General features: G+C 66.7%; 12 protein-coding genes. All 12 read left to right on the forward strand.

What is annotated here, in order from left to right:
* Positions 1 to 61 precede the first annotated feature (61 nt).
* Entirely contained in the window at positions 62 to 493 is a 432-nt protein-coding gene (locus AC1DEY_RS14685) for an organic hydroperoxide resistance protein (protein WP_476868576.1), read from the forward strand.
* Complete coding sequence (locus tag AC1DEY_RS14690) at positions 490 to 1,515, forward strand: NADP-dependent oxidoreductase (protein WP_476868577.1); 1,026 nt, start codon at positions 490 to 492, stop codon at positions 1,513 to 1,515. Before AC1DEY_RS14685 ends, AC1DEY_RS14690 begins: the two co-directional genes overlap by 4 nt.
* A 321-nt stretch (positions 1,516 to 1,836) precedes the next feature.
* Entirely contained in the window at positions 1,837 to 2,943 is a 1,107-nt protein-coding gene (locus tag AC1DEY_RS14695) for a BMP family lipoprotein (RefSeq protein WP_441410259.1), read from the forward strand.
* 164 nt (positions 2,944 to 3,107) lie between these two features.
* Entirely contained in the window at positions 3,108 to 4,772 is a 1,665-nt protein-coding gene (locus tag AC1DEY_RS14700) for an ABC transporter ATP-binding protein (RefSeq protein ID WP_476868578.1), read from the forward strand.
* Positions 4,765 to 6,165: an ABC transporter permease gene (locus AC1DEY_RS14705; protein ID WP_476868579.1), complete on the forward strand. Its 1,401-nt coding sequence runs from the start codon at positions 4,765 to 4,767 to the stop codon at positions 6,163 to 6,165. Before AC1DEY_RS14700 ends, AC1DEY_RS14705 begins: the two co-directional genes overlap by 8 nt.
* Complete coding sequence (locus AC1DEY_RS14710) at positions 6,162 to 7,478, forward strand: ABC transporter permease (protein WP_476868580.1); 1,317 nt, start codon at positions 6,162 to 6,164, stop codon at positions 7,476 to 7,478. The genes AC1DEY_RS14705 and AC1DEY_RS14710 overlap by 4 nt, the downstream gene beginning before the upstream one ends.
* 2 nt (positions 7,479 to 7,480) lie before the next feature.
* Complete coding sequence (locus tag AC1DEY_RS14715; protein WP_476868581.1) at positions 7,481 to 7,885, forward strand: cytidine deaminase; 405 nt, start codon at positions 7,481 to 7,483, stop codon at positions 7,883 to 7,885.
* Positions 7,882 to 9,213 (forward strand): thymidine phosphorylase, encoded by a 1,332-nt coding sequence (locus AC1DEY_RS14720; RefSeq protein WP_476868582.1) that lies wholly within the window; start codon positions 7,882 to 7,884, stop codon positions 9,211 to 9,213. The genes AC1DEY_RS14715 and AC1DEY_RS14720 overlap by 4 nt, the downstream gene beginning before the upstream one ends.
* 229 nt (positions 9,214 to 9,442) lie before the next feature.
* Positions 9,443 to 10,078, forward strand: a complete 636-nt coding sequence (locus AC1DEY_RS14725) for a DedA family protein (RefSeq protein ID WP_441410265.1) — start codon at positions 9,443 to 9,445, stop codon at positions 10,076 to 10,078.
* A gap of 144 nt (positions 10,079 to 10,222) precedes the next feature.
* The gene (locus tag AC1DEY_RS14730) at positions 10,223 to 10,978 is read left to right on the forward strand and encodes a DedA family protein (RefSeq protein ID WP_476868583.1); all 756 of its coding nucleotides are present in this window, start codon (positions 10,223 to 10,225) and stop codon (positions 10,976 to 10,978) included.
* 32 nt (positions 10,979 to 11,010) lie between these two features.
* The gene (locus AC1DEY_RS14735; RefSeq protein WP_476868584.1) at positions 11,011 to 12,171 is read left to right on the forward strand and encodes an adenosine deaminase; all 1,161 of its coding nucleotides are present in this window, start codon (positions 11,011 to 11,013) and stop codon (positions 12,169 to 12,171) included.
* A 67-nt stretch (positions 12,172 to 12,238) separates the two neighbouring features.
* A partial coding sequence (locus AC1DEY_RS14740) for a MazG nucleotide pyrophosphohydrolase domain-containing protein (protein ID WP_476868588.1) occupies positions 12,239 to 12,633 on the forward strand: 395 nt, incomplete at its 3' end.

A 12,633-nucleotide genomic window follows, 5' to 3' on the forward strand; every position in this document is an offset into this window, starting at 1 on the left:
CGMACCTTTCTCCCACRTAASACTTTCCCGCCAAGACTTCCCGCCGACAGAACGGAAACCCATGAAAACCCTTTACACAGCCGAGGCCCTGGCCTCSGGCGAAGGCCGCGACGGCACMGCCGTCAGCAACGACGGCAAGCTCAGCGTCACCCTGGCCAGCCCGGTGGAGCTTGGCGGCGACGGCGCGGGAACCAACCCCGAGCAGCTGTTCGCCGCCGGCTATGCCGCGTGYTTCCACTCCGCGCTGCGCCTCGTCGGACGCAAGGAGCGCGCCGACCTGACGGACTCCGCGGTCGCCGCGAAGGTCCACCTTGGCGCACTCGAWGACGGCGCCGGCTTCGGCATCGCCGCCGARCTCGAGATCGCSTTGCCYGCCCTGGACCGGGAAACCGCCGAGGCACTCGTGGCCAAAGCCCATCAGGTCTGCCCGTACTCCAACGCCACCCGYGGCAACATCACCGTCGACATCACAATCCTGGAGGTAGCCGCATGAGCGCCAGCACCGAAACCCTTCCCGTCACCACCCGCGAGATCCAGCTTGCCTCCCGCCCGCACGGCCGCCCGGTTCCGGCGAACTTCCGCCTCGCCGAGTCGCCGCTGCCCGAGCTGCAGGACGGCCAGGTCCTGGTCCGCAACCTCTTCATTTCGGTAGACCCGTACATGCGGGGCCGCATGAATGACGTCAAGTCCTACTCSGCGCCGTTTGCGCTGGACGCGGCGATGGAGGGCGGCGCCGTCGGCGAAGTCATCGCSTCCCGGGCCGAAGGGCGCGCCGTCGGCGATACGGTCGTGCACAGCCTCGGCTGGCGCGAATACGCCGTCGTCGATGCCGCAGCCACCGCCCCGGCGCGCACCGATCTGGCCCCTGCCCCGGCATTCCTCGGCGCCCTCGGCATGACCGGCCTCACCGCCTACGCGGGACTGCTGAAAGTCGCTGAATTCAAGGCCGGCGACGCCGTTTTCGTCTCCGGCGCCGCAGGTGCTGTCGGCTCACTCGTSGGGCAGATCGCCAAGGCCATGGGYGCRTCCCGGGTCATCGGCAGCGCRGGCTCACCGGAAAAGGTGGCACGGCTGCTCGAACTCGGCTTCGACGCCGCCTTCAACTACCACGACGGCCCGGTCGCGGAACAGCTCGCCGCGGCCGCCGGTGAGCGCGGGATCGACGTCTACTTCGACAACGTCGGCGGCGAGCACCTCGAAGCCGCGTTGTCCGTRCTCACCGTYGGCGGYCGCGTGGCCATGTGCGGGGCCATCGCCCARTACAACTCGACCGAGCCYACCCCGGCGCCGCGGAACCTCATGCTGGCAATCGGCAAGCAGCTGACRCTCAAGGGCTTCCTGGTCGGCGGCTACTGGCAGCACATGGCCGARTTCGTCGAGACCATGTCCGCCTGGCTGGCCGACGGAACCGTCCGCTACGACGAGACCGTGGTGGAYGGCCTGGAGAACGCCCCGCAGGCCTTCATGGACCTGCTCGACGGCGCCAACACCGGCAAGATGCTGGTCCGGCTGTAGCCGCAGCGGCGCAACACTGCATCGCCTAAAACACAGACGCCTCCGGCGCCAGTTCCYGCAGGAACTGGCGCCGGAGGCGTCTGTGCGCCGGWCGCTGGCAGGAGGGCCCAGCTACCACTAGGTAACAAGTTCTCAACGATCTGGGGAATTGCTGTGAAGTCCGCTATGTGGACGTGTCGCAGGCCACTAAAGTAGCATCCATCAGTGCGCCTTGGCGCAGTGCTGCGAATCCATCAGTGAAAACAGAATTCAGCGGAACACCGCAGACAGACACTCATTGAGCTCCCGTCGTAGCGCCTACTCTTTCTTCCTGGAGGAAAATTGAAGAACTCTCTGCGTGCCACCTTTAAGCGCGGATCAATGGCCGGGGTTGCCACCGCRGGCGCGGCYGCACTCCTGCTGACCGGCTGCGGCGCTGCCCCGGAGGCCAGCACCGCCACCAACACCGCCAGCAACTACCAGGGCTGCATCGTGTCCGACTCGGGTGGGTTCGATGACCAGTCGTTCAACCAGTCCTCCTACGAGGGGCTGAAGAAGGTCACGTCGGAGCTGGGCCTTAAGATGAACCAGGCCGAGTCCAAGACCAACAACGACTTCGAGCCCAACCTGCGCGCCATGGTCTCCGCCGGCTGCAACCTGACCATCACGGTCGGCTTCCTGCTCGGCGACGCCACCAAGTCCCAGGCCACCGCGAACCCGGACAAGCACTTCGCCATCATCGACTTCGGCTACGACACCCCGGTCGCCAACGTCAAGCCGATCATCTACGACACCGCCCAGGCCGCGTTCCTGGCCGGCTACCTCGCAGCAGGCACCACCAAGACCGGAACGGTTGCCACCTTCGGCGGCATCAAGATCCCCACGGTCACCATCTTCATGGACGGCTTCGCCGACGGCGTGAAGTACTACAACGAAAAGAAGGGCAAGGACGTCAAGCTCCTTGGCTGGGACAAGGCCAAGCAGGACGGCTCCTTCACCGGCGACTTCGAAAAGCAGGACAAGGGCAAGCAGTTCACCCAGAACTTCCTGGACCAGGGSGCAGACATCGTCATGCCCGTCGCCGGTCCGGTYGGCAAGGGTGCGGGCGCGGCCCTGCAGGAAGCCAAGGCAGCCGGCAAGGACGTCAAGCTCATCTGGGTTGACTCGGACGGCTTCCTCACGGCACCGGATTACAAGGACATCATGCTCTCCTCCGTCATGAAGCAGATGGGCCAGGCCGTCGAGGCGGTCGTCAAGCAGGACAAGGACGGCCAGTTCACCAACGCGCCGTACATCGGCACCCTCGCGAACGACGGCGTCCAGCTGGCTCCGTTCCACGACATGGATGCCCAGGTTCCGGCCGAACTGAAGACCGAGCTGGACCAGATCAAGAAGGACATCGCCGACGGCAAGCTGAAGGTTGAATCCGCAGCCAGCCCGAAGGCCTAACTTCCTCCGCTAAGCGCCACGGCCCGTCCGGTCACCACCGCACGGGCTGTGGCGCTTTTCGTTGCGGCCCGCCGCGCCTCACACCGCAGGCACTAAGCTGGTGCTGCAGCCCCCACTACGCGTCYGGATCAAGCCTTCCGGACATCTCGAGATTGGTCAGAGTTTTGAAACTTGAACTCAAGGGCATTACAAAACGCTTCGGCTCCCTGGTAGCAAACGATCACATCGATGTGGTTGTTGAACCCGGGCAGATCCACTGTCTGCTCGGCGAGAACGGCGCTGGCAAGTCCACGCTGATGAACGTCCTCTACGGACTGTACGAGCCCACAGAGGGCGAAATCCTGATCGACGACAAACCTGTCACCTTCCGCGGCCCCGGCGACGCGATGGCGGCCGGCATCGGCATGGTGCACCAGCACTTCATGCTKGTCCCCGTCTTTACCGTCGCCGAGAACGTCGCACTGGGAGCGGAGACCACCAAAACTGGTGGATTCCTGGACCTGGAGGACACCCGCCGGAAGATCCGGGAGATYTCCGACCGCTACGGCTTCGACGTCGACCCCGACGCACTGATCGAAGACCTCCCCGTGGGCGTGCAGCAGCGCGTCGAAATCATCAAGGCGCTCGTCCGCGACGCCAAGGTGCTCATCCTCGATGAGCCCACGGCCGTCCTGACGCCGCAGGACACCGATGAGCTGCTGGACATCATGCGCCAGCTCAAGAGCCACGGAACCTCCATCGTCTTCATTTCCCACAAGCTCCGTGAGGTCAAGGCCGTTTCGGACACCATCACCGTCATCCGGCGCGGCAAAGTAGTGGGCTCGGCCGATCCCGGCGCCTCCACCACCGAGCTGGCGTCCATGATGGTGGGCCGCGCCGTGAGCCTGACCCTGGACAAGGCTCCCGCCCAGCCCCAGGAAACCACGTTCGAGGTCAAGGAYCTCACCGTGATCGCGCCCAGCGGCCAGCACGTCGTGGACGGCATCAGCTTCGGGATCGCCCGCGGMGAGATTCTCGCCGTCGCYGGCGTCCAGGGCAACGGCCAGACCGAACTGACCGAGGCCATCCTGGGCCTGCACGAGAGGGCCCACGGCTCGATCACCCTCGACGGCGAGGAACTCTTGGGCAAAAGCGTCAAGGACGTCCTCAACTCCGGCGTCGGATTCGTCCCGGAGGACCGTTCGCTCGACGGGCTGATCGGCACSTTCTCCATCGCCGAGAACCTGATCCTGGACCGCTACGACCAGGCACCGTTCGCCAAGGGCATCAGCATGAGCCCGGCCAAGGTCCTGGAGAACGCCAAGACCCGGATTGAGGAATTCGACGTCCGSACCCCGTCCGGCATGCTTGCCGCGGGCACCCTGTCCGGCGGCAACCAGCAGAAAGTCGTCATGGCGCGKGAGCTCTCCCGGCCGCTGCGGCTCTTCATCGCCTCCCAGCCCACGCGCGGCGTGGACGTCGGCTCCATCGARTTCCTGCACAAGCGCATCGTCGCGGAACGGGACCACGGCACGCCSGTSATGATCGTCTCCACGGAACTGGACGAAGTCATTGAACTCGCCGACCGCATCGCCGTGCTCTACAAGGGCCGGCTGGTCGGGATCGTCCCGGCCGGCACCGGMCGCGAYGTCCTGGGCCTGATGATGGCCGGTGTTTCCCCGGACGAGGCCCAGGCCGAAGCCGCGGAGAAACAACCGGCGCAATCCGTCGAAGACAGCACGGCGAACGCTGCCGAAAACACTGCCGACACCCCAGCAACGAACCCGGCGCCCGCCGCCCCGTCCGTGCAGGAGCCCCGCTCCGGCGCCGTAGGAGACCACCATGAGTGAGAACACCGAGCCGCGGCCCGCGGCCGCACCGGACCCGGACCGGATTCCGGCAGCCATAACCACCGAGGTGGAGCCTGAACCGCTGGAGGACGACGCCGAGTTCGTCACCTCGCTGGACACCGCCGGAGGTGCCCACCAGCCATCAGCCGTTCCGGTCTCGGCCCAGAGCGGAACCCTTCCCGGYGCCCCGGAAGACGAGTCGCTGCTGCGCAAGATCTTCACCGGCAACGGGATAGTGACCATCCTGGCGGTGCTGCTGGCACTGATCCTGGGCGGCCTGCTCATCGCCATGACGGACAAGGTTGTCGGCACCACSGCCGGCTATCTCTTTGCCCGGCCCAGCGACTTCCTCACCGCCGTCTGGTCCGCCGCCACCGRYTCSTACGTCGCCCTCTTCCAGGGCGCGGTCTTCAACCCCCRYGGGRCCGGAGYGGCCGGACAGTTCGCGCCCCTCATGGAGACRYTGACCATCGCCACYCCGCTGATCACAGCCGGCCTGGGCGTCGCMCTGGCCTTCCGGGCAGGCCTGTTCAACATCGGTGCGCAGGGCCARATCATCATGGCCGGCATCCTGGCTTCGTGGGTCGGCTTCGCGCTGCACCTGCCGCTKGGSCTGCACCTGCTGCTGGTCCTCGTGGCMGGCGTCRTCGGCGGCGCCGTYTGGGGCGGCATCGTCGGCGTGCTCAAAGCCAGGACGGGCGCCCACGAAGTCATCGTGACCATCATGTTCAACTACATCGCGCTCTATTTCCTGCGCTACCTGCTCGACACCGACTTGTTCCAGCGTCCGGGGGCGGACACCCCGATCTCGCCGATCCTGGACCCCAGCGCGGTATACCCGCTGCTCTTCGGCGGCCAGTACCGGCTGCACCTGGGCTTCCTGCTGGCCATTGCGGCCACGGTGTTTGTTTCGTGGCTGCTGAACCGCTCCACGCTGGGCTTCGAGTTCCGGGCCGTCGGGGCCAACCCCAAGGCTGCCCTGACTGCCGGCATTAACGTCTCCCGGGCCACGATCCTGGTGATGACCATTGCCGGTGGCYTGGCCGGMCTGGCCGGYGTGGCGCAGGTGGCAGGCACCGAAAAGGTCCTGACCGATGGTGTCGCGGCAACCTACGGCTTTGACGCGATCACGGTAGCGCTGCTGGGACGCTCGTCGCCGTGGGGCACGTTTGCCGCCGGCCTGCTGTTCGGCGCCTTCCGCGCCGGTGCCGTCCAGATGCAGATCCAGACCGGAACGCCGATCGACATCGTGCTCGTGGTCCAGTCGCTCATTGTGCTGTTCATCGCGGCGCCGCCCCTGGTCCGGGCGATCTTCGGACTGAACCCGCGCAAGAAGAAGGCCGCGACCGCCGGCAAAACCAAACAGGCCGCAACCACCGGAGGTGCCGCATGAGCACAACAGCAACCTCACCCGTTCAGGGGGAATCCCAGCCGGACAAGGGCCACAAGCCCGCTGTCTCCGCGAAGCCCGTAACCTGGAAGCTGCCGGTAACCCTGTCGGTGCTTGCCACCATCGCCTTCATCTTCTTCGGCCTCCTGGGCCCGCAGGCGAACGCCAAGTTCGGCGTTTCCTCCGGCGGAGATTTCTTCCAGATCCCCGCGATCGAAGTCCCCGCATTCCTGTCCGGCATGGTGCTCTCCCTGGTCCTGCTGGTCCTCGCAGGCTACGCCTTGGTCCTGAAGGCGAAGAGGAACGCCCGGCCCCCGAGCTGGGTGCCGGCCGTGTTCACCGTCGTGTTCGTGGTCGCGTTCCTGATCTGGGTGGTGGGCGGCGCCCGGACCCCCAGCATTTCGCTCGCCGGCCTCATCGCCGGATCCGTGACACTCGCCGTGCCGATCGTCTTCGGCTCCCTCTCAGGTGTGCTGTGCGAACGCGCCGGCGTCGTGAACATCGCCATCGAAGGCCAGCTCCTGGGCGGTGCCTTCACGGCCGCGCTCGTCGCCAGCCTGACGCACAACCCCTATCTGGGCCTGCTTGCGGCCGCCGTGGCGGGCGCCCTGGTCTCCATGGTGCTGGCGGTGTTCAGCATCAAGTACGTGGTCAACCAAATCATCGTCGGCGTCGTGCTCAACGTCCTGGTCTCCGGGCTCACCGGATTCCTGTTCACCACCGTGATGCAGTCGGACCCGGAGAAGTACAACTCGCCCGCCGAGCTGCCCATCATCGATATCCCGGTTCTGTCCAGCATCCCGGTGATCGGGCCCATCCTGTTCAAGCAGTCCGTGGTGGGCTACCTGATGTATGTGGCCGTGATTGTGATCTGGATCGGGCTGTTCAAGACCAAGTGGGGCCTGCGCGTCCGCGCCGTCGGCGAGCACCCGCAGGCGGCCGACACCCTGGGCATCAAGGTTAACGCGACCCGCTTCTGGAACGTAACGATCGGCGGGGCCGTCGCCGGAGTCGGCGGATCGTTCTTCACCCTCGTGGCGATCGACAGCTTCACCAAGGAAATCTCCGGCGGCCGCGGCTTCATCGCCCTTGCCGCCATGATCCTGGGCCGCTGGAACCCGATCGGGGCGTTCTTCGCCGCGCTGCTGTTTGGCTTCGCCGACAACCTGCAGAGCATCGTGACCATCATCGGCACCCCCGTGCCGAGCCAGTTCATGGCCATGCTGCCGTACGTCGTGACCGTGTTTGCCGTGGCCGGACTGGTTGGCCGTTCCCGGCCGCCGGCWGCCGACGGCATTCCTTACGTCAAGGGCTGACCGTGGTGGACATCGCGGTGGACTGGGCGGCGCTCGAAGCCGCGGCAGTGTCCGCCATGAAGAACGCCTACGCGCCGTATTCGAAGTTTCCGGTGGGGGCAGCYGCCCTCACCGGGGACGGYCGGATCGTCAGCGGCTGCAACGTGGAGAACGCAAGCTACGGGCTGACCCTGTGCGCCGAGTGCGCCCTGGTGGGCAACCTGCAKATGACCGGCGGGGGACTGCTCCGGGCCTTCTACTGCGTCGACGCCGGCGGGAACGTCCTCATGCCGTGCGGGCGCTGCCGCCAGCTGCTCTATGAATTCCGGGCTCCCGACATGGAGCTCATGACCACGCAGGGAATCAAGACCATGGACCAGGTCCTTCCCGATGCCTTTGGCCCCCAACACCTGGAGGAACCCCGGTGACACTTCCGACACAGACAACAGGCAACACCGAAGCGTTCGACGCCGTCGACATCATCCGCGTCAAGCGGGACAAGGGCGTGCTCAGCCCGGCCCAGATCGACTGGACGATCGACGCGTACACCCGCGGCGCCATCGCCGATGAGCAGATGGCTGCCCTGAACATGGCCATCCTGCTCAACGGCATGGACCGGGCCGAGATCTCCCGCTGGACGGCGGCCATGATCGCCTCCGGCGAACGGATGGACTTCTCCGGCCTGCGCCGGCCCGACGGCGGCATGAAGGCGACGTCGGACAAGCACTCAACCGGCGGCGTTGGGGACAAGATCACCCTCCCGCTGGCGCCCCTGGTGGCGGTSTTCGGCGTGGCCGTGCCGCAGCTCTCAGGCCGCGGCCTCGGCCACACCGGCGGCACCCTGGACAAGCTCGAGGCCATCCCGGGCTGGCGTGCRGMGCTGAGCAAYGAGGAAATGATGGCCCAGCTCCAGGACGTCGGCGCGGTCATTTGCGCTGCCGGCGCGGGACTGGCCCCGGCGGACAAGAAGCTKTACGCGCTGCGYGAYGTCACCGGRACCGTSGARGCCATCCCGCTGATCGCGTCCTCGATCATGAGCAAGAAGATCGCCGAAGGCACCGGCTCGCTCGTTCTCGATGTCAAGGTGGGCAGCGGCGCCTTCATGAAGGACGAGGCCCGGGCCCGCGAACTGGCCGAAACCATGGTGGCCCTGGGCAAGGACGCCGGCGTCAACACCGTGGCCCTGCTGACCAACATGAACACGCCCCTGGGCCTCACCGCCGGCAACGCGATYGAGGTYGAGGAATCCGTSGAGGTCCTCGCCGGCGGCGGCCCGGAAGACGTCGTCGAACTCACCGTYCGGCTCGCGGAGGAAATGCTGGCRTGCGCCGGCGTCCGYGACGCCGAYCCCCGGGCCGCCCTCCGGGACGGCCGGGCCATGGATGTGTGGAACCGAATGATTGAGGCGCAGGGCGGCGACCCGCGAGCCAAGCTCCCGGTCGCCAAGGAATCCGAGGTCATCTACGCCGCGGCCGACGGCGTCCTGGTGGAACTCGACGCGATGGCCGTCGGCGTYGCGGCCTGGCGGCTCGGYGCCGGACGTGCCCGCAAGGAGGACCAGGTCCAGGCCGGCGCCGGGGTGCGGATGCACGCCAAGCCGGGCGCCACGGTCAAGGCGGGCGAACCGCTCATGACCCTCCTGACGGACACCCCGGAGAAGTTCGAGCGCGCCAAGGAAGCCCTGGAGCGCGCCGCGGTGATCGCGCCGGAGGGCTCCCGGCCCGCCCAGAAGCTCATCATCGACCGCATCGCCTAAGCCCCACCCCGGTTGCCCTATCACCTATGGTCCCCAAACCCCTGGTTTAGCCGCCATAAGTGATAGGGCAACGGGCGTGTCCGCGGCRTWTCGGCGGCGCGAGCGGGGCCGGCGGTACACTAACCCCACAGCAGTACACTTCAARCGCAGGCMCGGCTCCGGCCGAGCCTGCGTTTGAAGTATCTCTGCTTTGAAGGACCTATCTGGCCCCGCCGCGCGTTAGGAAGCTGTGCAGGCAATCAACGACTTCATCCTCGCCGCCGCAGGGCAACCCTGGGTTCTGGTYCTCGTTTTCGCGTGCTGCGTGATCGACGGCTTCTTCCCKCCGATCCCCAGCGAATCCGTGGTGGTGGGCCTGGCCGCCGTCGCCGCCACCGCGGGTGTTCCCAATCCCTTCCTCCTGATCGCCACCGCCGCTGCCGGGGCCTGGGTGGGCGACAACCTCGCCTACCTGATCGGCCGCAGGACCGGGACGCGGCGCTGGGCCTGGCAGCGCGGCGTCAAGATGCAGGCGGCCTTCCGTTGGGCCGGACGGGAACTGCGGAAACGGCCTGCGTCCCTGATCCTCGTGGCGCGCTTCGTCCCGATCGGACGGGTGGCTGTCAACCTGACTGCCGGKGCCACGCACTACCCGCGGCCCCGTTTCATGAGCCTGACGGTGCTTTCGGCGCTGYTGTGGGCCGGCTACTCGGTGGGGATCGGGCTGTTTGTTGGGCCGTGGTTTGAGAAAAACCATGTGCTGGGCGCGGCCATTGCGATCGTCTGCGCAGTCGTCCTGGGCGTCGCCGTGGACTTCGTGATCGGCAAGGTGCGGGGCCGCGTCCCCGAGGAATCGACCCAATCCGTTCCGCCCGCCGAGTCCTAGGCGGATTGGGCCCGCCCATGGGACACTTAGGAGCGATTTGGGTCACGTTCGTTGGCCGCATTTCGTCCGAGGCACCACCCACCGTCATCGCTTGTCCGTTACGGCTTAGTTGTCCGTTTCCAGTCATCAAGGAGCACCACCCGCATGGAGTTCATTAACGAGGCCGTGCTCCATGCCGCTGGCCAGTGGTGGATCTACCCCCTSTTGCTGGTTTTCTTCTTCGTGGAYGGCTTCGCGATGGTGGTCCCCAGCGAGACCCTGATCGTTGCCCTTGCGGCGTACTCGCTGCACAGCGGCCAGCCCAACCTGTGGATCCTGGGCCTCACGGCGCTCGTCGGAGCCATGGCGGGCGACAACATGGCCTACATGCTCGGCCGGAAGATTGGCCTCGAACGGTTCCGCTGGATGCGCAAACCGAAGGTCCAAAAGGTCTTTGGGTGGGCCCACTATGAACTCGAGAAGCGCGGCGCCGTCCTGATCTTCACCGCCCGGTACATCCCGTGGGGCMGGGTCGCCGTCAACTACGTGGCGGGCACGACGGCGTTCCCGCACCGGAGGTTCTTCTTCCTGGACGCCTTCGCGTGCCTCACATGGGTCGCCTACTCGATCGGCATCGGCGTCCTGGCCAGTTCMTTCCCGTGGCTGCACCACAACCCGCTGCTCAGCGCGGGGATCGCGGTGGTATTCGCGATCGTGCTCGGGGTCCTGATCGACCACCTCCTGCGCTGGTGGCACAAGCGCCTCGGCCGCAACGACGCWGGGCCCAGCCACGGCGACGCCCAGCCCGTCCCCGCCGACGCCGGGCCCAGCCATGAGCACGCTCCCCGGGAACAGGCTTCCGGGATGCACGGCACCATCCTGGCCGGTCCGTCCACCGAGGCCGGAGCATCCAGAAAGTAGCATCCGGCGCCCCGCGACCCTATGGTTGGAACGTGACTGAGACTATTCCTGACGCTGCCCCTGACCTCGAATTCGACCTGAAGGCCCTTCCCAAGGTTTCCCTTCACGACCACCTGGACGGCGGGCTCCGGCCGGCCACCATCATTGAACTTGCGGAGGCTGTGGGCCACACGCTGCCGTCCACGGATCCCGTAGCSCTGGGGGAGTGGTTCCGCGAGTCCGCCGATTCCGGCTCCCTGGTCCGCTACCTGGAAACGTTTGACCACACCATCGCCGTGATGCAGACCAAGGAAGGCCTGTTCCGCGTCGCGAAGGAATTCGTCGAAGACCTGGCCGACGACGGCGTCGTATACGGCGAAGTGCGCTGGGCCCCGGAACAGCACCTGCAGAAGGGCCTGAACCTGGACGAAGTGGTGGAGGCCGTGCAGGCCGGGCTGGAAGCCGGCGTGGACGCCGTCGCCGAAACCGGCCGCGACATCCAGGTGGGCCAGCTCATCACCGCCATGCGCCACGCCGACCGCGGGCAGGAGATCGCCGAACTGGCGGTCCGTCACCGCAACAACGGTGCCGTGGGCTTCGACATCGCCGGAGCCGAGGACGGCTTCCTGCCCTCCCGCTTCAAAGACGCCTTCACCTACCTCGCCCAGCACAACTTCCCGGCCACGGTCCACGCCGGCGAGGCCGCGGGCCTGGAAAGCATCCAGTCGGCCCTCGTGGATGGCCGGGCCCTGCGCCTGGGCCACGGTGTGCGGATCGCCGAGGACGTCACGATCGAATTCGAAGACGCCGACGACGCCGGRGACGGCTCCGAGGACGAAGTCGAYGACACCATCGGGATGGTGACCCTGGGCGAGCTTGCCAGCTGGGTGCGCGACCGCGGCATCGCGCTGGAGATCTGCCCGTCGTCGAACCTGCAGACCGGTGCGATYGCCGGCTTCGGYGAGGGCATCGAAAGCCACCCGCTGGACATGCTCTACCAGCTRGGCTTCAACGTCACCATCAACACCGACAACCGCCTCATGAGCGGCGTGACCCTCACGGACGAGTTCGAGCTCCTGGTCGAGACATTCGACTACGACCTYGACGACCTGCTGGAACTGACGCTCAACGCGGCCGAGGCCGCYTTCCTCCCGCTCGAGGAGAAGGAAGCAYTGGTGGAATACATCAACGAGGCCTAYGCCGACCTTGGCTAACGARGAMMCWTCACCCGTCCAGGGGCTTGTCGCTGTGATTGCGGCGCTGCGCGAGCACTGCCCCTGGATGGGTGCMCTCACCCACGAGTCCCTCGTGGAGTACCTCCTCGAGGAGGCCCACGAGGTCGCCGAAACCATCGAGACCGCCGGCGGCGATGCCGAACTGAAGTCCGAACTSGGTGATGTGCTGCTCCAGGTGGTCCTGCACGCCCGGTTGGCCGAAGAACGGGGCGCCTTTGACCTCGACGRCGTCGCCCGCGGCCTCRCYGCCAAGATGATCCGCCGCAACCCTCACGTGTTCCGGCCMGACGGCTCGYTGCAGGAAACCTTCCCGGCAACGGTGGAGGAGATCGTCCTGAAGTGGGATGCCGTCAAGCGTTCCGAAAAGCTGCACACGGAGAAGTCCCACCCCGGAGAGGCGCTGGACGGTGTCCCGGCCGCTCTTCCGGCACTGGCGCGGGC

The sequence above is a fragment of the Arthrobacter sp. 05T47 genome, from assembly GCF_056395825.1.